Genomic DNA, 20,133 nt, shown 5'->3' with positions numbered 1-20,133 from the left:
GCACAGCACTGGCACTGGCGCTGCAAGGGCACAGCACGGCACCGGCCGCCCGGCCCCGGAGCGGGGTCGGGCGGCCGGTGGTGTCCCCGGAGCCCGTTCCCCGGCCGCCTGCCGGGGAAAGGGTGGAACTGCGCGGCCCGGGTCAGGGGGCCGGCATCGGGGAGCCGGGGGTCAGTAGCGGGAAGTGACGGTCACTCCGGTGAAGCCCTCCTCCGCGAGGAGGCTGAAGTAGACGTAGCCGGTCGGGGGGTTGGTGATGGTCAGGGTCTCCGTGTTGCCGGCCTTGGCCGAACGGGTGACGTAGCTGTTCTTCGTCGCCCAGCTGCCCCAGTCGTAGTAGAGGTCGGCGTTGCCGGTACCGCCGCTGGTGCTGACGGTGATGTTCGGCGTGCCGGCCGGCACGTAGAGGTAGAAGTGCGCGTAGTTGCCGGTGCCGGCTGAGACGTTGCTGCGCGCGCAGTTGCGGTCGAGGACGCGGGTGTCGGGGTTGGCGCACTCGCTCGCGGCGGTGATCACCAGACTGCGGCTGGAGGTGGCCTTGGCGCCCTTGTCGTCGACGACGGTCAGGGTGACGGTGTAGGTACCGGGACTCTGGTAGGTCTTGTAGGGGTTGACGGAGGTGGAGGTGGTGCCGTCGCCGAAGTTCCAGGTCCGGCCCACGATCGTGCCGTCCGGGTCGGTGGACAGGTCGTTCAGGGTGACGCTGCCGCCGTTGACGGAGGCGGTGAAGGCCGCCGTGGGGGCCCGGTTGCCGGGCGGGGTGGTGTTGGCACAGGCACCGGCGGCGCAGGCGGTGAGCCAGGTGTCGAAGTCGGCGTCGTAGCGGGTGCCGATGGTGGTCTTGAGGACGGCGCGGGCGGCGTTCCAGTCACCGGCGCGGTACTTGGCGAGGACGGCGTCGACGTCGGCGCGGTGCTGCTCCAGCATGTACCGCACGGCGAGGTAGCCCCAGCGGTAGGTGCGCTCGGTGTTGGTGTTCTCGTAGGTGGTGTCGAAGAGGGTGGAGAGCTTGTAGGTGTGCAGGCCGGCGGCGGCGATCGCCGCGTCGTAGTTGACCTTGCGGTAGGAGTAGGAGATGTACTCGGCGAAGCCCTCGATCCACCAGATGGTGGGCGTGGTCACGCCGGAGTCGAAGTCGCCGTACATGTCGAAGCGACCGTCGAGGTAGTGGGTGTACTCGTGGTTGAGGTTCCACACCTCGAACGCGGGCTTGGCGCCGGGGGCCTCGTAGGCGAGGAAGCGCGGCTGGTTGCCGGCCACGCCGGGCTTGCCCTCCAGGTACATGCCGCCGTTGTCGGTGTTGATGCCGTAGATGGAGGCGGCGAACACCTGGTAGTCGAAGGGGCTGTCGAAGACGACGACCTCGATGGTGCTGTTGAGGTCGCCGGCCACCGGGCCACCGTCCTTGGCGACCGCGTGGAAGTAGGCGTCCTGGGAGGTGAGGCTGGTGCAGGCGGCCTTCAGGTTGTCGGAGGTCGCCTGCTGGGCGATGATCCGGATGCTGGACGAGCAGGTGTAGGTGGTGGCGAGGAGGCCGGAGCGCAGGCGCGCGGCCGCGTCGGTGGTGCCGTAGTAGGCGCTGTTCGCCGCGTCGTACTCGGCGGCCATCTCCGCGACGGCGGCCCACTGGTAGGCCGTCCGTCCGGTCGGGGAGCTCTGCTGGGCCAGGCCCTTGAGCAGCGGGCGGACCTTGGGCTGCAGCGCCGAGTACTGGACGAAGCGGCCGAGTTCACGGGCCGCATTGTAGGGCAGGTAGCCGAAGTCGGTGCCGTAGAGGGAACCGTTGACGGCGGCGAAGTTGTAGAGGGTGTCGAGCAGCGACGGGTCGGCGGCCACCGCTGCCTGGAAGTTGGCCAGCTGGTGGCCGCGGAACAGCACGTTGAAGACGTTGTTGACCGCTCCGGCCATGCCCCGGACGCCGTTGTGGGTGGCGGGGTTGTAGTCGGTCAGGAGCCGCTTGATCACCGACAGGTAGCGGGCGTTCTCCTGCGCGCTGTCGATCAGGGTGACCGTCTCGCCGAGGATGGCGGCGTTGGCGGCGGTCAGGTCACGCGAACGGGCGCTGTTGAAGAAGGAGTCCAGCGCGCCGCGGATCGAGTTCTGCAGGGCGGTCCCGTAGGTGCCGACGTCGGACGCGTGGTACCACTGCACGAAGTAGCCGGCCCGCAGGAAGAGCACCAACTGCGCGACCGAGGTGCTGTTGTCACCCGGGTAGGACGACGCCGTGGAGCGCAGCGCGTCGGCGACGCTCACCATCTGGGCCTCGCGGAACGCCCAGTAGGCGTCGTTGCCGGTGAGGTTGAACAGCTGGTTGACGCAGTCGCTGGTGGCGGCCTTGACCTGCTGGACCAGGGCGGCACCGGTGCGGGAGGTGAAGTCCGAGGCGTTGCAGGCGGCTTCGGCGGCCGCGGTGGCCGAGGGCGCCGCACTGCCGAGGGACTTCGCGGCGGTCCCGGAGGACGGGGCCCGGCCGTTGGTGCTGGTGTTCAGGCCGAAGGACTGGGCGGAAGCCACCGCGTCCAGCGGAGCGGAGAACGGTGCCCGGTTCCTGGCCGGTACGGGCGTGCCCCGGTCGGCCTCCCCGGTGTACGGGGAGGTTCCGGCGGCGGGCTGCGGAGCCAGGGTACCGGTACCGCCCGGGGCCGTGGGGGTGGCCGCGGGAGCGGCGTGGCTGCCGGGGGCGAACACGGCGAGCACCGTGCACAGAGCCAGTACGAGGGTCAACAGCCTTGCCAGGTAGGACAGGCCGGGTATGCGGGTGGAACTCAAGTGGGGGCCTCCGAGCTGTACCCGGGCGTCGTGGGGTCACGTCCGGGCATGGGTGGGGACCGTCGAAGGGCAGGCCGCGGGGATCGGCACACCATCGGTGCGGTGGAGTGTGGCATGTACAATTGCATACTTCACATTGCGGTGGAAGACATTGAACGGAACCAAGTCCTCAACTTCCAGGGCACCGTGACGCCCGGCCCGCCCGGCCCGTCCGCGCCCCCACCGCCCGGTGGGCCGACGCGCCGCCGGGGGCGAACGGAACCAGAATGGGCTGAGGCCCACCGATCCCACCGGGAGCAGGAGGCATCCGTGAAGGACCTCGAATTCACCCAGAAACGCACCCTCTCGCGCACCGAGGCCGCCGATCAGCTGGAGGCCCTCGCGGCCGCGATCAGGCGCGGCGGCCAGGCCGAACTCGACCTCGGACCGGGAAGACTCACCCTGCGGATCCCCGACGAACTCGGCGTCGAGATCGAGGTCGAGCTGGAGGACGGCAAGGTCGAGCTGGAGGTCGAACTGACCTGGCGCACCGACTCCGCCGGCCACTGACCGCCGGCCCCGGCGGCGGCCCCGGCCGACCGTTCCGGAAGGCCGTTCCGAAGCGCCGGTCCGACCGACGCGTCAGTCGGACCGGCGCTTCGCCCCGGGGGCCTCCGACTCCAGACCGAGACGGGCGGCGAGGAGTTCCTCGCGGGCCGGCCCGTCGAGCGTGGGGTACTGCGGGTCGATCCCGATCAGCGTGTGCGCGAGCACCGCGGCCGCGCAGATGCGGGCGAACCACTTGCGGTCGGCCGGCACCACGTACCAGGGCGCCCACGGTGTGCTGGTGGCCGACAGCATCTCGGAGAACGCCTCCTGGTAGTCGTCCCAGTGCTCGCGCTCGCGGACGTCGGCCGCGGAGAACTTCCAGTTCTTCTCCGGCCGGTCGATGCGCTTCAGGAAGCGCAGGCGCTGCTCCTCCTTGGAGAGGTTCAGGAAGACCTTCACCACCTTGATCCCGTTGTCGGTGAGGTAGCGCTCCCAGTCGTTGATCTCCCGGTAGCGGCGGTGCCACACGTCCGGGCCCTTCGCCTCCTCGGGCAGCTTCTGCCGGTCGAGGTTCTCCGGATGGACCCGCACGACGAGGACCTCCTCGTAGTGGGAGCGATTGAAGACGCCGATCTCGCCGCGCGCCGGAAGCCGGCGCGCGTACCGCCACAGGTAGTCGTGGTCGAGTTCCTCGGCGGACGGCACCTTGAAGCTGCTCACCCGGACACCCTGCGGGTTCACGCCGCTCATGACGTGACGGATCGTGCCGTCCTTGCCGCCGGCGTCGATCGCCTGGAGGCAGAACAGCACGCCGTAGGTGTCCTGGGCGGCCAGTCGCGCCTGGTGGTCGGCCAGCAGCGACACCCCGGTGCGCAGCAGTTCGGCGCTCTCGCTCTTCTTCAGGCCCGCCTTGTACCGGGGGTCGAAGTCCTCCGTGAGGTCGACCGTCGACCCCGGCTTCACCTGCAGCGGCTTGATGAACTTCGCGACGCGTTCGGCCGCCCGTCCGTCCGACATCGCCAGCACCGGTTCCTCTCGCCGTCCGCCGGTCGCTCCGCCCGCGCGGCCGAGTGGACCTGGACGGCCGGCGGGGCCGGACGGGCCTGCGGAGGAGTGCCATCTGCCAGGCTGTGGCCGCCCGGTCGCGGCGTCAACCCGCCTTCGTCCGTCCGGGGCGGGGCCTGGGCGCGCGCCGGGGACGTCCCGGTCGCCCGCCCGGGGGCCGTGCGTGGCGGCGGCCGGTGCCCGGGGCGACGATGGGGTTTCGGGCACTCACCTGCGATCGGAGTCCATGATGGCGACCCTGACGGTCTGGCGCTTCCCCACCGCGACCGGGGCGGACGAAGCCCTCGACACCCTGCAGAAGCTCCAGCGGCAGGAGCTGATCAAGGTCGAGGACGGCGCCGTGGTCAGCTGGCCGGACGGTGCCAGGAAACCCAGGACCCGTCATCTGGGCGACCTCGTCGGGATGGGCGCGGTGGGCGGCGCCTTCTGGGGCTTCCTTCTCGGGCTGATCTTCTTCGTCCCCCTGCTCGGCGCGGCGCTGGGCGCGGCCGGGGGCGCGCTCGGAGGGCACCTCGCGCACGTCGGTATCGACGACGACTTCGTACGTCAGGTGCGGGAGAAGGTCACCCCGGGCACCTCGGCGCTGTTCGTGCTCAGCTCGGACGCCGTGGTCGACCGGGTCAGGGCGGAGTTCACCGGACGGCACGCCGAACTGCTGGAGACGAACCTCTCGGCGGAGGAGGAGGCCCGGCTGCGGGAGGCGTTCACCGAGGGCGAGTGAGCGGCCCGCCGGAGGGGGCCGGCCCCGTGAGCCGGCCCCGTGGCACCGCGTCAGTAGACCAGGATGTCCCAGTGGCTGCCCTCGTTGCAGTAGAGGTTGCCGGAGGCGGCCTTCCACTGCGGGTAGCCGTCGCCGCGCAGGCCGATGTAGGTGAAGCTGTTCTGGATGTAGCCGTCGATGCAGGAGCTGCGGGAGATGTCGACCTTGTAGCCGTTGTAGTGGCTGTAGGTCCCGGCGGCGTGGCCGACCTCGGTCCCGCCCGTGATGTTGACGGCGCAGCCGCTGGACTGCTTGAGGGTGATGATCGTGCTCACCGTGCCCGAGTTGATCTGCTCGAACGAGGTGCAGGTGGAGTTGGAGCGGGTGGTGCAGCCGCCGCTGGAGCTCCAGGTGATGCCGGCGCCGCGGAACTGGCCGGCCGCCGTCGCCTGCGACAGCTTGGTGCCGCTGGCGCCGGCGGTGGGCGCCGAGACGGCGAGGCCCGCCAGGGCCAGGGCGACGACGGTGGCCGCGGCGGCCGCGGTTCGCGGCGCCGGCCGCCTCATCCGCGTCGTCCGCTTCATCGGGTTGATCGGCTTCATCGGCTTCTCCAGGTGAGGGTGTGGTGGACCTCGGACTCGCCCGTGAACGCCGCACCAGGATGGCCCATCGCCGGTCTATGCGAGTAGATGTCGGTCTGTGAATTTCGCGTGACGGCCGTACGTCGAACCGGCCCGGTGCGGAGCCCCGGACGGGGACACGGCCCGCGGCGCGGATAATGGCCGGGTCGCGGACCCGCCGGGTCGGCGGCGGCACCGCGACGACGGAGAGGCAGCGGACGGATGACCCTGGAGGAAGGCCGGCGCGTCCGGTTGGCGGAGGATCTCGGGATCGGCGAGGCGTTCGCCGGGGAGTCCGGGACCCCGGCCGGGTTCCTCTCGCTGGGCGCCGGGATCGAGGGCACCGTCGAGCGGGTGGACGGGGTCCTCCCGGAGAGCCAGGAGGTCCGCGAGTACCAGCGGCTCAAGGCGCTGTTCGAGGACTACGGGCACACCATGCCGGCGGCCAGCCGGGAGCGGCTGGAGGCGGAGATCGCCGAGCTGGAGCCGGAGTGGACCGCCCACCGCGAGCGGGGCGACCGGGTGACGGTCCGGGTCCGGTGGGACAACGGCCTCGTCCTCGACGGGGCGCACCAGGAGCAGCTCACCCCGCTCTGAGCGCCCCGCTCCGGGCGCCTGCTCCGAGCACCCCCGCCGGAGCCCGGTCCCGGACGGCCTCCGAACGCCCCGGACGCCCCCGGCCGTCGGCGGATGCGGACGGCCGGGCCCCGACCGACGTGGGGGTCAACCCGCGAGGGTGGCCCGCAGGTGCTTCTTGTCCGGTTTGCCCGCGGAGGTGAGCGGGATCTCCGGCACCAGGTGCAGCGCCTCGGGAGCATAGATTCGGCCCTTGCGGGTGGCGACGAAGGCGCGGACCTCCTCCAGGTCCGGGCGCAGACCGGGCGCGGGGACCACCACCGCGTGAACGTGCTCGTTCTGCTGCGCGTCGCGCACGCCGAGGACGGCGCACTGGGCCACGGCCGGGTGGGTGAGCAGCAGTTCCTCCACCTCGGACGGGTAGACGTGGCCGCCGACCACGATGATCCGGTCCGTGCGGCGGTCGGCCAGGTAGAGGTAGCCGTCCTGGTCGAGGTGGCCGATGTCGCCGGTGTGCAGCCAGCCGTCGCGCAGCACCTCGGCGGTGAGTTCGGGCCGCTTCCAGTACCCCGCCATGAGGGAGCGCGAGCGGACGTGGATCTCGCCCTGCTCCCCGGCGGGCAGCCGGTCGCCGTCGGCGGAGCGGATCACCACCTCGACGCCCGGCAGTGGCCGGCCGACGGAGAGCTGTCCGTCGGGCCCGGTCCGGTCGTGGTCCTGCGGGGTGAGGACGGCGATGTTCTGCGCCTCCGACATCCCGTAACCGCTGGTCAGGATCGGCCCGAAGACCTTCATGGCCTCGCGGACCCGGCTCGGGGAGGCGACGCAGCCGCCGTAGCTCACGCGGTGCAGGCTGGAGAGGTCGGTGCCGGTGATCGCCGGGTGGTCCAGCAACCGGTGGAGCAGCGGCGGCAGGACCCACAGGTCGGTGATGCGCTCGCGTTCGACGGCGGCCAGCACCTCACCGGGGTCGAAGGAACGCTGGAGGAACACCGTTCCACCATGATGGAGCGTCAGATCACTGAGGACTCCGGCCAGATGGGCGATCGAGGTGGACGCGAGGAAGCGGGGGGCCTTCCCGTCCGGACCGAAGGGGACGTCGAACACCCGGCTGTAGGGGCCGTGCAGGCTCAGGATGCCCTTGGGGATCCCGGTGGTGCCGCCGGTGTGCCGGATGCCCAGGTGGTCCGCCGGGCCGATCCGCACGGCCGGGGGTTCGGCCGGACGGTGGGCGGAGGCGGCGATCACGTCCTCGCCGACCGAGGCGGGGCCGGGGCCCAGGGCGAGCACCGTCGGCACGTCGACCAGGGCGATCAACTCCGGTGCTTCCGCGTACCGTTCGGCGTCGACGAGGAGGACGGCGGTGTCGACACCGGCGACGATCCCGGCGAGGACGGCGGTGCTCATCCCGTCGTAGAGGTTGACCACCCGGGCGCCCGCGACACCGGCGGCGTAGCGGGCGGCGAGCGCCTCGGGGGTGTTGCCGGTGAGGAGCGCGACGGTGTCGCCCCGGGTCACGCCGCGGGCGACCAGCTCGTGGGCGAGGCGGTAGGCGGTGGCGGCCAACTCACCGGCGGTGAGGGTGACGCCGTCGGCGGTGGTGACGGCGGGCCGGTCGGGGTCCCGCGCGAGGGACCGCAGGACGAGGGCGGGCCCGCTGATGAACTCCGCATCGCTCATGGCCACTTCTTCCTGGTAGGCGGCAACCATGGGCCCAGGCTATCCGGACAGCGGGCGGCTCCGCGGACCGGCGCTCACGCACGACCGCGCCGGTCCGGACCGGCGCGGTCGCCTCGGCGGGTGACTCCCGAGCCGGAGGGAGGCTTCCGGAGGGGCGGCTTCCGGTGGGCGGACGCGGCCGTCGTAGTCTGACGCTCGCTCCGATCCCGGGGCCGCGTGCGGCGGGTCCGAACACCCCCGGGGCCGCACACGCACCGCCTCCGCCCGTCCACCGAGAGGAATCCCCATGACGCAGGACCGGCCGGTCGTCGCAGACGCCGCGGCGGACGGGACGGCGGGCGCCGTGCTGCCCGCGCCCCGTACCCCCTCCCCCCGTGAGGCTCCGGCCCTGAACTGGGGCGTGATGGCACCCGGCGGGATCGCGGCCCACTTCACGGAGACCCTGCAGAAGCACACCGGGCAGCGGGTGGTGGCGGTCGGCTCGCGCGACGCCGCCCGCGCCCGCGCGTTCGCCGACCGGTTCGCGATCCCCACCGCCCACGGGCGGTACGCCGATCTCGTCGACAACGACGAGGTGGACATCGTCTACGTCGCGTCCCCGCACTCGGCCCACTTCGAGCACGCGATGCAGGCGATCGAGGCGGGCCGGCACGTCCTGGTGGAGAAGGCGTTCACCCGCAACGCCCGCGAGGCCGAGCAGCTGATCGAGGCGGCCCGCGAGCGCGGGGTGTTCCTGATGGAGGCGATGTGGACGCGCTTCCTGCCGCACATCGACGTGGTCCGCCAGGCCGTCGGGTCCGGGCTGCTCGGCGAGGTGCGGACCGTCACCGCCGACCACGGGCAGCGGATGGATCCCGACCCGGCGCACCGCCTCTTCGCCCCCGAGCTGGCGGGCGGAGCCCTGCTCGACCTCGGCGTGTACCCGGTCTCCTTCGCCTCGATGGTGCTCGGGCCCTTCGCCTCGGTCACGGCCGTGGGCACCAAGGCGTTCACCGGTGTCGACGGGCAGGCGTCGATCATCGTCACCACCGGGTCCGGCGCACACGGCGTGCTCAACACGACGCTCTTCGCCCGTACTCCGACCTCCGCGTCGGTCTCCGGCACGCGGGCCCGGCTGGAGATCGACGGCTCCTTCTACGGCGCCGCCCCGGTCCGGCTCATCGGCCGGGACAACGAGCTGCTCGACACGTACGTCCCGCCGCGGCCCGACGGGGGCATGGCCCACCAGGCGGCCGAGGCGGCCCGCTGCATCGGTGCCGGGCGGCTGGAGTCCGAGCTGATGCCGCTCGCCGAGACGCTGGAGATCATGCGCGTGCTGGACGGCATCCGCGGCGACCTGGGAGTCGTCTTCCCCGGGGAGTGACCGGCCGCCTTCCGTCCCCGGCCGGACGAGAACGCGGCCGGGGCCCGTGCCGTCCGGGTGCCGGGCGCCCGCCTTCGACATAGCGTGGCCGACGTAGCGAGGCCGACAGCACCCGCCCACCGGGGGCGGTGCGCGAGGCTTCGCCGTCGGCTGCTGGAGGCCCGATCATGCGCGCGGTGACATACGGCTCGTACGCCAAGGACAACTCCCGGCTGGAGTACGGCGAGGTGCCCGACCCCAAGGTGGGCCCCGGCCAGGTGCTCATCCAGGTGCGGGCGGCCTCCGTCAACCCGGTCGACTGGAAGGTCATGGCCGGGGGTCTGGACGGCATGATGGACGCGGTCTTCCCCGTCGTCCCCGGCTGGGACGTGGCCGGCGTGGTCGCGCGGACCGGCCCCGACACGCCCGAGTTCGCGCCCGGCGACGAGGTGATGGCCTACGCCCGCAAGGACGTGGTGCAGGGCGGCACCTTCGCCGAGTTCGTCGCGGTGGACGCGCCCGCGGTGGCACGCAAGCCCGCCGGCCTCGACTGGGCGCAGGCGGCCGGACTGCCACTGGCCGGGCTGACCGCGCTGCGGAGCCTGGAGCGGCTCGGGGTCGGCCCGGCCGACGTGCTGCTGGTGCACGGCGCCGCGGGTGGCGTGGGCAGCCTCGCGGTGCAGCTCGGCCGCGACCGCGGGGCCCGGGTGATCGGCACCGCCTCGGAGCGCAACCACGACTTCGTCCGCGCACTGGGCGCCGAGCCGGTGAGCTACGGGGACGGCCTGGCCGACCGGGTCCGCGCGCTGGCTCCCGGCGGCGTGTCGACCGTGGCGGACTTCGTCGGCGGCCAGCTGGAGTCGACCCTGGCCGTGCTCGCCGCCGGCGGACGGCACGTGTCCGTCGCCGACCCGACCGTCGAACAGCACGGCGGCCACTGGATCTGGGTCCGCCCGGACGGCGCCAGGCTCGCCGAACTGGCGACGGTGGTCGACCGGGGCGCCCTGACCGTCGAGGTAGCGCAGACCTTCCCGCTGGAGCGGACGGGCGAAGCCTTCGACGCCAGCCGGACCGGCCACACCCGGGGCAAGCTGGTCGTCGTACCGTGACCGGCTCCGCCCCCGCCCCCGCGCCGCGATCGCGCGGCCGGGGGCGGTCGCGTTCCGGTCGGCGCTCTTGACGAGGGGTCGGGGCGGACCTAGGTTTCCCGCAGCATTCGGCCACTTGCTCGACACCTTCGACGATTCGAACACTTCGACGACTGGGCAGGGGCAGGGTGTGCGACGAAGACCCGCCGTGTTCGTACCCGCCCCCCCACCTCGTCACGGAGGAGTTCCCCATGCGCCGATCGGACCGCCGGCCGCCCTCGCTGACGGCAGCAGCCCTGACCGCCGTCCTGCTCGGGCTCCTCCCCGGGCCCGCCCACGCCGCCCCCACCGTCGGGGCCGACGACTTCTACGTCGACCCCGGCTCCAGCGTGCGGCAATGGGTCGACGCCAACCGCGGCGACGGACGCGCGCCCGCGATCCAGGCGTCGATCGCCAATGTGCCGATGGCACGCTGGTTCGGCAACTGGAGCGGTGCCGTCGGGACCGCGACCGCGGCCTACACCCGCGCGGCGGCCGCCGCCGGCAAGCGGCCGGTCCTGGTGGCGTACAACATCCCCGACCGGGACATCTGCGGCGGTCAGTCCGGCGGCGGGGCGGGAAGCGCCGCCGAGTACCGGAACTGGATCGCCGCCTTCGCCGCCGGTATCGGCAACCGGTCGGCGGTGGTGGTCCTCGAACCCGACTCGCTCGGCGACGAGAGCTGCATGACCCCGGCCCAGATCGCCGCCCGCAACACGCTGCTGAACGACTCCGTCGCGCAGTTCAGGGCCAAGGCGCCGAACGCCTGGGTCTACCTGGACGCCGGCAACCCCGGCTGGCTGAGTGCCGACACCATGGCCCGGCACCTGGCGGCGGCAGGGGTGGCCGCTGCCCACGGCTTCTCCCTGAACGTGTCGAACTACTTCACCACCGCCGAGAACATCGCCTACGGCAACGCGGTCAACACCGTCCTGAGGGCGACGAAGGGCTTCGGCAAGCCGTACGTCGTCGACACCAGCCGCAACGGGGACGGCTCCAACGGCGCGTGGTGCAATCCGGCGGGGCGGAGGATCGGCCAGCGCCCGCAGACGGGCGGCGGCGCCGAGATGCTGTTGTGGATCAAGGTTCCCGGCGAGTCCGACGGCAACTGCGGGGTCGGCGCGGGATCGACCGGCGGGCAGTTCCTGCCCGAGGTCGCCTACCGGATGGTCCACGGCTACTGACCGACGTCCGTACCACCGCCGCGGCCCGCCACCGAGCGCCTCCCCGGCGCGGGCGGCGGTCGCGTCTTACCGATCCCTGACGCCGTCCCGTGTCGGGGCGCCGCGGGTCCGAACGGCCGCTAGCGTCGGCGGCATGAGAATCCTGGTCACCGGCGGTGCCGGTTTCATCGGCGTGTCCGTGGTCCGCGCCCTGGTCGCGGCCGGGCACGAGGTGCGGGTCCTGGACGCCCTGCTGCCGGCGGTCCATCCGGCCGGGAGGCCGCCCGTGCTGCCCCCGGGCGTCGACTTCCGGCACGGGGACGTGCGGGACCCGGCGGCCGTCGAGGAGGCGCTGGCCGGGGTGGACGCGGTCTGTCACCAGGCGGCCATGGTCGGACTGGGACTGGACCTGGACGACGCGCCGCAGTACGTCGGCTGCAACGACCTCGGCACCGCCGTACTGCTGGCCGTGATGGCGCGGACCGGCGTCCGCAGACTGGTCCTGGCCGGATCCATGGTGGTCTACGGGGAAGGCCGCTACCGCTGCGAGCGGCACGGCGAGGTGGCGCCGGGGCCGAGGCGGCCCGCCGATCTGGACGCCGGGCGGTTCGAGCCGCCCTGCCCGGGCTGCGGCGCGCCCCTGCGGCCGGACCTGGTCGCGGAGAGCGCGCCCGCCGACCCGCGCAACGTCTACGCGGTGACCAAGCTCGCCCAGGAGCACCTGGCCGCGGCCTGGGCCCGTGCCTGCGGCGGAGCCGTCCTGACGCTGCGTTACCACAACGTGTACGGACCCGGCATGCCGCGCGACACCCCGTACGCGGGGGTGGCCTCGCTGTTCCGGTCGGCCCTCGCCCGGGGCGAGGCGCCCCGGGTCTTCGAGGACGGCGGCCAGCGACGGGACTTCGTCCACGTCGAGGACGTCGCCGCCGCCAACCTCGCGGCGCTGGCCGCCGTGGGCGCCCGGCCGCCGGGCAGCGCCCGGGCGTACAACGTGGGCAGCGGCGAGGTGCGCACCGTCGGTGGGATGGCGGCCGCGCTGGCCTCGGCCCACGGCGGCCCGGACCCGGTGGTGACCGGTGAGTACCGGCTCGGCGACGTGCGCCATGTCACCGCCGACTCGGCCCGGCTGCGCGCCGAGCTGGGCTGGCTGCCGCGGGTGTCCTTCGAACGGGGCATGGCGGAGTTCGCCGCCGCACCACTGCGGGTCTGAGGCTCCGGGGCCCGGGGCTCGGGACCCCCGAGCCCCGGGGTCGGCCGCGGGTCAGGCGCGGGCGGACGGCAGGGCGATCTCGAAGCAGCAGCCGCCGGCGACGTTGTGGACGCGGGCCCGCCCGGCATGGGCCTCGACGATGCCGCGGACGATGGCCAGGCCCAGGCCCGCGCCACTGCCGCCGGCCTCGGGCCGGTCGGCCCGCTCCCCGGGATCGGCCGGCCTGGGCGTACGGGCCGCGGTACCGCGCCAGCCGGTCTCGAACACCCGGCCCAGGTCCTGGGCGGGGATGCCGCCGCAGCCGTCGGTGACGGAGAGCACCACCTCGTCCGCCTCCCGCCGCGCGGACACGGCGACCACGCCGTCCTGGGGGGTCGAGCGGATCGCGTTGACCAGGAGGTTGCCCAGCACCCGGGTGATCTCCCGGCTGTCCACCTCGACCGGTTCGGGCTCCACCTGCCGCCCCTCCAGCCGCACGCCGCGCTGCCGGGCCAACGCGTGGGCGCCGGCCAGGGCGTCGTCGACCAGGTCGTAGACGGAGACCCGGGAGAGCGAGAGGGAGAGGGAACCGGCCTGGATCCGGGAGAGCTCGAACAGGTCGTCCACCATGCCGGTGAGCCGCTCGACCTCGGTCCGGATCCGCCCGAGGTAGCGCCCGGGCTCCTCGGCGACACCGTCCTCCAGCGCTTCGGCCATCGCCCGCAGCCCGGCCAGCGGGGTGCGCAGGTCGTGCGAGATCCAGGCCACCAGCTCCCGCCGGGACTGTTCGAGGGCCTGTTCGCGGGCCCGGGACTCGGCGAGCCGGGCGCTGGTGGCGGCGAGCTCCCCGCTCAGCTGGGCGAGTTCGCGGCCCAGCGGGTGGGCGGGCGCGGTGAAGCCGGTGTCGCTGCCGACAGTCCGGGCAGCCGCGGTCAGCGCCCGACTGCCCGCGACCACCTGCCGTCCCAGCAGCGCCGCCGTGCACAGCGACACGACGGCGGCCATGGCGAGCACCGTTATCACGACACCGAGGTCGTGGGCGGAGAGGAACATGGCCTGCGCGACGGCGAAGGTCCCGGAGGTGACGGCGAGCACGGTGACGGCGGCGACGCAGAACAGCGAGAGCGCCATCGAGCGCCGGCGCAGCAGCCGGACGACGGGCCAGCCGAGCAGGCCCGCCCCGCCGGCCCCGAGGGCGGCGAACAGCGCGATCAGCAGCAGGTCCTTCACGAGCGGTCCTCCTCGACGCCCGGCGCCGGGTCGTAGCGGTAGCCGACGCCCCACACCGTGCTGATCATGCGGGGCGCGGCGGGGTCGTCCTCGATCTTCTCGCGCAGGCGCCGCACATGGACGGTGACGGTGGAGAGGTCGCCGAAGTCCCAGCCCCAGACCCGGGCCATCAGCTCCTGCCGGGAGAACACCGTCCCGGGGTTCCGCAGCAGGAACGCCAGCAGGTCGAACTCCCGTGCGGTCAGTGACAGTTCCCTGGTTCCGCGATGGGCGCGACGGGCCGGCCCGTCCAGGGTGATGTCCCCGGAGCGGACGGGCCCGGACGGGCCGCCGGGCGCCGGTGCGCCCGCCCGCGAGCGCCGCAGCACGGACTGGACCCGCAGGACCAGCTCGCGCGGGCTGAACGGCTTGGTGACGTAGTCGTCGGCGCCCAGTTCCAGACCGAGGATGCGGTCGGCCTCGTCGCCCCTGGCGGTGAGCATGACGACCGGCAGCTGCGCCCCGCTGTCCTGGCCGCGCAGGCGCCGCAGCACCTCCAGGCCGTCGATGCCCGGGAGCATCAGGTCGAGCACCACCAGGTCGGGGCGGTGGGCGCGGGCGAGGGCGAGCCCCTGCGGGCCGTCGGCGGCGTGGTCGACCTGGTGGCCGGCTCGGGCGAGGTAGCCGGCGACGACCTCGGCCACGGTCGGGTCGTCGTCGATCACCAGGACGCGGCCGGCGGGCGGCGGTCCGGTGGTGGCGGGGGGCTCGTTCACCCCGCCGAGGATAGGTGCCCCCGCACCGGTCCGGACGCCACCGCGGTCCGCCGTTCGACCTCCGTAAGATTCGACCTCCGTAGGATTCGAGCTCCGTGGGATTCGACGCCCGCGGGATTCCGGCCTCCGTACGATCCGACCTTCCTAGGATCCGACCTCCGTACGCTCCTGGGACGGCTCCGCGCTCCGGCGCGGGCCGAGGACAGCGCGGGCCGACGTCGGCGCCCCGGGTGGGCCGTCGGCGCGACGTTCGACTTCCGTAAGGCCGCCGCACCGCCGCGCGGGGCCGAACGGCCCCTAGCGTGACCGGCGTGACCTCCGTATCCCCTCTCTCCCCCGCCGTTCTCTCCCCCGCCGTCGACGTCGTGCTGCCCTGCCTCGACGAGGCGGCGGCCCTGCCCTGGGTACTCGGCCGGATCCCGCCGGGCTGGCGGGCGATCGTCGTGGACAACGGTTCGCGCGACGACTCGGCCGAGCTGGCCCGATCGCTCGGGGCGACCGTGGTCGAGGAGTCCCGGCGCGGGTTCGGCGCCGCCTGCCACGCCGGGCTGCTCGCCGCCACCGCCGAGCTGGTCTGCTTCCTGGACTGCGACGGCTCCCTCGATCCCGCCCAACTGCCCCGGGTCACCGATCCGGTCGCCGACGGCAGCGCGGACCTGGTGCTCGGCCGCCGCCGGCCGGTGACCGTGAACGCCTGGCCGCTGCACGCCCGGCTCGCCAACACCGTGCTGGCCCGGCGCCTGCGGGCCCGCACCGGCGCGCCGCTGCACGACCTGGGCCCGATGCGGGCCGCCCGGCGCGAACGCCTGCTCGCCCTCGGGCTGGGCGACCGCCGCTCCGGCTACCCGCTGGAGATGGTGCTCGCCGCCTCGGCCGCCGGCATGCGGATCACCGAGACCCCGGTCGACTACCTGCCGCGCGCCGGCCGGTCGAAGGTCACCGGCACACTGCGCGGCACCCGGCAGGCGATCCGCGACATGCGGGCCGTGCTGGCCGCCCCGCCGCCCACCCTGCTGGTCATCGCCAAGGCGCCGGTCCCCGGCCGGGTGAAGACCCGGCTCACCCCGGCCTGCACGCCCGGGCAGGCGGCGGAGCTGGCCGAGGCTTCGCTCGTGGACACCCTGCACACCCTGGCGACCGTCCCGGCCGGACGGCGCCTGCTGGTCCTGGACGGCGAACCGGGCCGCTGGCTTCCCCCCGGGTGGCAGGTGGTCCCGCAGAGCGGCGGCGGACTGGACGCGCGCCTGGCGGCCGCCTTCGGCCACGCGGCCCGGCTCGCCCCGCACGCGCCCGCCCTGCTCGTCGGCATGGACACCCCGCAGGTGAGCGCGGCCACCCTGGCCGAGCCGCTCGCCCCCGCCCGCCGGGTCGGGGCGGACGCCTGGTACGGGCCCGCGTCCGACGGCGGATTCTGGGCCCTCGGCCTGGCCCGGCCCACCGAGGACCTCGCCCGCCGACTCCTCCTGGGGGTGCCGATGTCGACCCCGGACACCGGGCGGATGCTGCTGGACCGGCTCGGGGCGGCCGGCCTGGCGGTCCGCCGGCTGCCCGAAGCCACCGACGTCGACACCGTCGAGGACGCCCGGCTGGTCGCCGCCCAGGCACCGCACAGTCGGTTCGCCGCCCGCCTGGGCTCGTTCCGGACCGCCCCCGGGACGGCGCTCCCGGCCGCCCCCGAGGTGGCGGGTTGAGCGGCACCGCGACGGCGTGGACCGACGACCCGTTCGCCGACGCCGTCCGCACCGGACGCGGCCCGCTGTGGCTGCGGGGCGCCGACGGCCACCGGATCCCGCTCGACATCGAACGCTGGTGCGCGCCCGCCGACGGAGGCGACCACAGCTTGCTGCTGCGCTGCCTGGAGCTGTCCGCTCCCGTCGTGGACCTCGGCTGCGGGCCCGGCCGGCTGGTGGCCGCGCTGCTCTCCCTCGGCGTCCCGGCCCTCGGCGTCGACGTCACCCCGGCGGCCGTCAGCCGCACCCTGGGCCTCGGCGGCGCGGCGCTCTGCCGCTCGGTCTTCGACCGGCTCCCGGCCGAGGGCCGCTGGGGCGCGGCCCTGCTGGCGGACGGCAATCTCGGCATCGGCGGGAACCCGCAGGCCCTGCTGCGGCGGGCCGCCGAACTGATCGCCCCGGACGGGCTGCTGCTGGTGGAGGTGGAACCGCGGGAGGTCGACGAGCGCGTCACCGTCCGGGTCGAGGGCCCGGACGGCCGGCTCGGCCCGCCGTTCGCCTGGGCCCGCCTGGGCACCGGAGCCACCGCCCGCCGGGCCCGCGCCGCCGGGCTGGCCGAGGCGGAACGCTGGACCTCCCACGGCCGCCACTTCCTCGCCCTGCGCCGACGCGCCGCCCCCGCCGGCTGAGCCCGCCCCCGCCCGCTGAGCCCGTCACCGCACCGGGGAGCACCCCGCCGGGCGACTCACGGCCGGGGTGCTCCGCCGCGGACCGGGTGCTCCCGGTCCGCGACCGGCGTGGGCGCCCACTGCGGATGCTCGCGCTCCGCCCAGTGCCGGTCCACCAGGCCGGTCCGCATCCCGCGCCGGGCCTCGGGATCGCGGATCGCCATCCGCACGTGTCCGGCGGTCACCACGGCGATCGCCGCCGCGAGCCAGTCGTGGACGAAGGTCGCACCGGTCCGCCAGCCCGGCGGCGTCAGGTGGACGAGCCACATCAGCAGGCCCGTGCCGACGATCACCAGCATCGCCCCGAGCGTCCACTGCGCGTACAGCTTCTGCCCGGCGTTGAACTTCCCCGCCGGACGGTGCGGGGCGCGCGCCCGGACCGCCCGCAGCCACGCCCGGTCCGCGGGACCGAACCGGCTCAGCCGCGACACGTCGGCGCGCACCGCGCGGAAGGCCAGCCCGAGCAGCAGCGGCACCGGCAGCGCGAGGCCGCCCCACACCTGCACGGTGACCACCAGCCTGCGGCGGCCGACCAGTTCGGCCAGCGGCGGCAGGTAGAGGCAGGCCGCGGTGGCCAGGCAGGTCAGCATCAGCGCGGCGGTGGCCCGGTGCACCCAGCGCTCGGCCCGGGTGAAGCGGAGCAGGAGGTCAGGCGGTCGGCGCATCGTCACGTCCGTTCGAGCGACCGACCCAGGCGTCGGTGTCGTAGCCGAGTTCCTCCCAGTAGCCCGGCCGCACCGTGTCGGTCACGGTGATCCCGGACAGCCACTTGGCCGACTTGTAGAAGTACATCGGCGCCACGTACAGCCGCACCGGGCCGCCGTGGGAGTGGGAGATGGGGGCGTCCTGGAGCTTGAGCGCGACCAGGACGTCGTCGCGCCGGGCCTGCTCCAGGGTGAGGCTCTCGGTGTACTCGCCGTCGAAGCAGCTGAACCGCACCGCCCGGGCGCCCGCCGTGACCCCGGCGGCGTCGAGCAGGTGGGCCAGCGGCACGCCCTCGAAGGGGGTGTTCGGCACCCGCCAGCCGGTCACGCACCGCACGTCCCGCACGATCCGGCGCTGCGGCATCGCCCGCAGGTCGGCCAGGCCGTAGCGGCCGGGCCGCTCCACCAGCCCGTCGACCGTCAGCGCGTACGTGTCCGCGCTCCGGGTCGGCACCGAGGCGACCACCGAGTAGTACCGGAAGCCGCCTCCTCCCGGCAGCAGGCCGGTGAGACCCGTCGGGTCCTTGCCGGCCACCGCGTCCTGGGCCCGCTGGAGGTACGGACCGACCGCGACTCCCGCCGCGCCGAGCCCGAGCAGCCCGAGCACCACGCGGCGGCCGACCGGGGTGCCGCGGCCCTCTTCGTTCTGTTCGCTCACACGGCTGATCCGACCAGTCCGGAGGCTTCTGGGCCAGGGTCCGCCCCGTCCCGTCAGACTTCCGTCACATCCGGCCGTCCACCGCCACGACCGCCCGCCGGGCGAGGTACTGCCGCAGCAGCGGGACCAGGAGGACGACGCACAGCGCCGTCCCGTAGGCGAGTCGCTGGGCGCTCTCGCCGCCGGTCAGGTAGAGCGCCTGCCCGGCGGCCGGGACGGCCAGCCACTCCCAGCGGCCGTCGAGGGCGACCAGCGCGACCACCAGCAGGCCGTACCAGGGGTAACCGGGGGCGACCAGCAACAGCGCCGTGCCCGTCACCAGGAGCGCGCCGGCCCACGGCCGGTCCCGGTCGCCCCGGCGGACCACCCGGAGCACCACGACCGCCAGCACCAGCCCCGCCGCCCACGGCGCGAGGCGGTCCGGCAGGACCAGGCGCAGCAGCCCGAACCGGTCGATGTGCCCCTGCTCGTAGCCCTCCTCCCGGAGGTAGCCCGGCAGGTAGCCGATGACGGAGGTGCCCGAGGCCGCGACGTACGGGAGGTAGGAGAGGGCGAAGGCGCCCAGCGCGGATCCGAGCAGCAGCACGTCGCCGCGGGTCGGGCGGCGGGCCAGCAGACCGGACAGCGCGCCGGGAAGGGCGAGGGCGGGCAGCAGTTTGGTGGCGATCGCGCCGCCCAGCAGGAGTCCGCCGCGGACCGACCGCCCCCGCGCCGCGCAGCCGAGGGCGGCGACCGTCAGCAGCGCGCCGAGGGTGTCCACGTGCGCGTCGTTGACGGCCCACACGGTCAGGCCGGGGAACCACCCCCACAGCGCGGCGTGCCACGGTTCCCGTCGCGCCGCGAGCAGGAGCCCGGTGGTGGCCACCGCCAGCAGGGCCCCGCCGGCCTGTACCCCGCGCACCCCGCCGCCGAGGGGGTGCAGCGCGAGGAACCACGCCTGCGCCACCGGCGGGTAGACGGTGTGCACGGCCGGCCGGTTGATCCGGGTGCAGTCCCCGGCCGCGGTCGGCCGCTCGTCCCAGCCGGTGCAGCCGTCGCCCGTCGGGAAGAGGCCGGGATCGCGCAGCCGGGCGAGCGCCGGGTCGTCCGGGGTGTGGGCGTAGGGCGAGATGCCGGCGGCCTGGACCCGCCCGTCCCAGACGTAGCGGTAGGCGTCGTCGCTGGTCCGCGGCGGGGCCAGCAGCCCTACGGCGGCCACCGCGACGCTGCCCGCCAGGACCAGGGGCACGGCCTCCCGGCCGGGCACCCCGCGCAGCAGCAGGACCGCTACGGCGAACAGGCCGGTGTCGAGGAGGTACCAGCCGTGGCGCGGCAGGGCGCCGACCTGGGCGACGGTCAGCGCCAGGGCGGTGACCAGGGCGGCGAGGGCGAGGACGCAGGGCGGCGCGGTACGGGGGATCACGTCGGCCACCCTCCCACCGGCGAGGTCCCGCGGGCGGGGCGGCGAGGCCGCCGTTCGGATTCCGTAAGCACGTCGCAGCACCGGAGGAACGCGCCGGGGCGCTTCGATGGACGAGTGGAATCCGAACTCCCCGGCCCCGCCGAACTCCCCGGCCCCGCCGAACTCCCCGGCCCCGCCGAGCCCGCCGGCCCCGGCACCCCGCCCGCCCGCCGCCGCTACGACCCGCC

General features: G+C 74.4%; 18 protein-coding genes and 1 pseudogene. 10 read left to right on the top strand and 9 right to left on the bottom strand.

Annotated features, from left to right (window positions below; all coding sequences use genetic code 11):
- Nucleotides 1-171: 171 nt before the first annotated feature.
- On the bottom strand, nt 172-2,769 hold the full coding sequence (locus ACIQ9P_RS21515) for a collagenase (protein ID WP_402358248.1): 2,598 nt from the start codon (nt 2,767-2,769) through the stop codon (nt 172-174).
- 309 nt (nt 2,770-3,078) lie between these two features.
- On the opposite strand from ACIQ9P_RS21515, the gene ACIQ9P_RS21510 reads away from it, so the two are divergent.
- Nucleotides 3,079-3,318, top strand: a complete 240-nt coding sequence (locus ACIQ9P_RS21510) for an amphi-Trp domain-containing protein (RefSeq protein ID WP_402358245.1) — start codon at nt 3,079-3,081, stop codon at nt 3,316-3,318.
- A gap of 72 nt (nt 3,319-3,390) precedes the next feature.
- Here the strand turns inward: ACIQ9P_RS21510 and ACIQ9P_RS21505 are convergent, their stop codons facing one another.
- Nucleotides 3,391-4,314: a polyphosphate kinase 2 family protein gene (locus ACIQ9P_RS21505; protein WP_402358242.1), complete on the bottom strand. Its 924-nt coding sequence runs from the start codon at nt 4,312-4,314 to the stop codon at nt 3,391-3,393.
- 274 nt (nt 4,315-4,588) lie between these two features.
- Here ACIQ9P_RS21505 and ACIQ9P_RS21500 point away from each other — a divergent pair, with 274 nt between their 5' ends.
- Nucleotides 4,589-5,083, top strand: coding sequence for a DUF1269 domain-containing protein (locus ACIQ9P_RS21500; protein ID WP_402358239.1), 495 nt, complete (start codon nt 4,589-4,591; stop codon nt 5,081-5,083).
- Between the two features lie 50 nt (nt 5,084-5,133).
- Here the strand turns inward: ACIQ9P_RS21500 and ACIQ9P_RS21495 are convergent, their stop codons facing one another.
- On the bottom strand, nt 5,134-5,628 hold the full coding sequence (locus ACIQ9P_RS21495; RefSeq protein ID WP_402358870.1) for a hypothetical protein: 495 nt from the start codon (nt 5,626-5,628) through the stop codon (nt 5,134-5,136).
- Nucleotides 5,629-5,904: 276 nt separating this feature from the next.
- On the opposite strand from ACIQ9P_RS21495, the gene ACIQ9P_RS21490 reads away from it, so the two are divergent.
- Entirely contained in the window at nt 5,905-6,279 is a 375-nt protein-coding gene (locus ACIQ9P_RS21490) for a hypothetical protein (protein WP_402358236.1), read from the top strand.
- A gap of 126 nt (nt 6,280-6,405) precedes the next feature.
- Here ACIQ9P_RS21490 and ACIQ9P_RS21485 read toward each other — a convergent pair whose 3' ends face one another.
- Nucleotides 6,406-7,938: an AMP-binding protein gene (locus tag ACIQ9P_RS21485; RefSeq protein WP_402358233.1), complete on the bottom strand. Its 1,533-nt coding sequence runs from the start codon at nt 7,936-7,938 to the stop codon at nt 6,406-6,408.
- 286 nt (nt 7,939-8,224) lie between these two features.
- Here ACIQ9P_RS21485 and ACIQ9P_RS21480 point away from each other — a divergent pair, with 286 nt between their 5' ends.
- The 4 genes from ACIQ9P_RS21480 (at nt 8,225) to ACIQ9P_RS21465 (ending at nt 12,780) form a co-directional block, all read left to right on the top strand.
- Nucleotides 8,225-9,301 carry a Gfo/Idh/MocA family protein gene (locus ACIQ9P_RS21480; RefSeq protein WP_402358230.1) on the top strand — a complete coding sequence of 359 codons (1,077 nt, stop codon included), beginning with the start codon at nt 8,225-8,227 and terminating at the stop codon, nt 9,299-9,301.
- A gap of 167 nt (nt 9,302-9,468) precedes the next feature.
- Entirely contained in the window at nt 9,469-10,389 is a 921-nt protein-coding gene (locus ACIQ9P_RS21475) for an NADP-dependent oxidoreductase (protein WP_402358227.1), read from the top strand.
- Nucleotides 10,390-10,619: 230 nt separating this feature from the next.
- Nucleotides 10,620-11,591: a glycoside hydrolase family 6 protein gene (locus ACIQ9P_RS21470; protein ID WP_402358224.1), complete on the top strand. Its 972-nt coding sequence runs from the start codon at nt 10,620-10,622 to the stop codon at nt 11,589-11,591.
- A 133-nt stretch (nt 11,592-11,724) separates the two neighbouring features.
- Nucleotides 11,725-12,780: an NAD-dependent epimerase/dehydratase family protein gene (locus ACIQ9P_RS21465; protein ID WP_402358221.1), complete on the top strand. Its 1,056-nt coding sequence runs from the start codon at nt 11,725-11,727 to the stop codon at nt 12,778-12,780.
- Nucleotides 12,781-12,831: 51 nt separating this feature from the next.
- Here ACIQ9P_RS21465 and ACIQ9P_RS21460 read toward each other — a convergent pair whose 3' ends face one another.
- Both ACIQ9P_RS21460 and ACIQ9P_RS21455 read right to left on the bottom strand, forming a co-directional pair.
- A complete protein-coding gene (locus ACIQ9P_RS21460; RefSeq protein ID WP_402358218.1) occupies nt 12,832-13,989 on the bottom strand; it encodes a sensor histidine kinase in 1,158 nt (385 codons plus the stop codon).
- Entirely contained in the window at nt 13,986-14,744 is a 759-nt protein-coding gene (locus ACIQ9P_RS21455) for a response regulator transcription factor (protein WP_402358215.1), read from the bottom strand. The genes ACIQ9P_RS21460 and ACIQ9P_RS21455 overlap by 4 nt, the downstream gene beginning before the upstream one ends.
- A gap of 311 nt (nt 14,745-15,055) precedes the next feature.
- Between ACIQ9P_RS21455 and ACIQ9P_RS21450 the strand changes: the two are divergent.
- From ACIQ9P_RS21450 to ACIQ9P_RS21440, 3 genes and pseudogenes are all read left to right on the top strand, one after another.
- Nucleotides 15,056-15,784: pseudogene (locus ACIQ9P_RS21450) on the top strand (glycosyltransferase family 2 protein); the annotation flags it as partial.
- 6 nt (nt 15,785-15,790) lie between these two features.
- Complete coding sequence (locus tag ACIQ9P_RS21445; RefSeq protein ID WP_402358867.1) at nt 15,791-16,435, top strand: DUF2064 domain-containing protein; 645 nt, start codon at nt 15,791-15,793, stop codon at nt 16,433-16,435.
- Nucleotides 16,432-17,103: an SAM-dependent methyltransferase gene (locus ACIQ9P_RS21440; RefSeq protein ID WP_402358212.1), complete on the top strand. Its 672-nt coding sequence runs from the start codon at nt 16,432-16,434 to the stop codon at nt 17,101-17,103. The genes ACIQ9P_RS21445 and ACIQ9P_RS21440 overlap by 4 nt, the downstream gene beginning before the upstream one ends.
- Before the next feature lie 56 nt (nt 17,104-17,159).
- Here ACIQ9P_RS21440 and ACIQ9P_RS21435 read toward each other — a convergent pair whose 3' ends face one another.
- The 3 genes from ACIQ9P_RS21435 to ACIQ9P_RS21425 all read right to left on the bottom strand — a co-directional run bounded on the left by ACIQ9P_RS21435 (nt 17,160) and on the right by ACIQ9P_RS21425 (nt 19,906).
- On the bottom strand, nt 17,160-17,807 hold the full coding sequence (locus ACIQ9P_RS21435) for a cytochrome b/b6 domain-containing protein (RefSeq protein ID WP_402358209.1): 648 nt from the start codon (nt 17,805-17,807) through the stop codon (nt 17,160-17,162).
- Entirely contained in the window at nt 17,791-18,504 is a 714-nt protein-coding gene (locus tag ACIQ9P_RS21430; protein WP_402358206.1) for a molybdopterin-dependent oxidoreductase, read from the bottom strand. The genes ACIQ9P_RS21435 and ACIQ9P_RS21430 overlap by 17 nt, the downstream gene beginning before the upstream one ends.
- 64 nt (nt 18,505-18,568) lie before the next feature.
- Nucleotides 18,569-19,906 (bottom strand): glycosyltransferase 87 family protein, encoded by a 1,338-nt coding sequence (locus tag ACIQ9P_RS21425; RefSeq protein ID WP_402358203.1) that lies wholly within the window; start codon nt 19,904-19,906, stop codon nt 18,569-18,571.
- Nucleotides 19,907-20,133 lie beyond the last annotated feature (227 nt).

This window comes from Kitasatospora sp. NPDC094019 (assembly GCF_044764505.1).
Taxonomy (GTDB): Bacteria; Actinomycetota; Actinomycetes; order Streptomycetales; family Streptomycetaceae; genus Kitasatospora.
The sequence above is the reverse complement of the archived record's forward strand: the minus strand, read 5'-3'. Positions and strand labels throughout refer to the sequence as shown.

Coding starts and splice junctions, on each gene's coding strand:
- ACIQ9P_RS21505 (WP_402358242.1), bottom strand. CDS start 4,314: ATGTCGGACGGACGGGCGGCCGAACGCGTCGCGAAGTTCATCAAGCCG.
- ACIQ9P_RS21500 (WP_402358239.1), top strand. CDS start 4,589: ATGATGGCGACCCTGACGGTCTGGCGCTTCCCCACCGCGACCGGGGCG.
- ACIQ9P_RS21495 (WP_402358870.1), bottom strand. CDS start 5,628: ATGAGGCGGCCGGCGCCGCGAACCGCGGCCGCCGCGGCCACCGTCGTC.
- ACIQ9P_RS21490 (WP_402358236.1), top strand. CDS start 5,905: ATGACCCTGGAGGAAGGCCGGCGCGTCCGGTTGGCGGAGGATCTCGGG.
- ACIQ9P_RS21485 (WP_402358233.1), bottom strand. CDS start 7,938: ATGAGCGATGCGGAGTTCATCAGCGGGCCCGCCCTCGTCCTGCGGTCC.
- ACIQ9P_RS21480 (WP_402358230.1), top strand. CDS start 8,225: ATGACGCAGGACCGGCCGGTCGTCGCAGACGCCGCGGCGGACGGGACG.
- ACIQ9P_RS21475 (WP_402358227.1), top strand. CDS start 9,469: ATGCGCGCGGTGACATACGGCTCGTACGCCAAGGACAACTCCCGGCTG.
- ACIQ9P_RS21470 (WP_402358224.1), top strand. CDS start 10,620: ATGCGCCGATCGGACCGCCGGCCGCCCTCGCTGACGGCAGCAGCCCTG.
- ACIQ9P_RS21465 (WP_402358221.1), top strand. CDS start 11,725: ATGAGAATCCTGGTCACCGGCGGTGCCGGTTTCATCGGCGTGTCCGTG.
- ACIQ9P_RS21435 (WP_402358209.1), bottom strand. CDS start 17,807: ATGCGCCGACCGCCTGACCTCCTGCTCCGCTTCACCCGGGCCGAGCGC.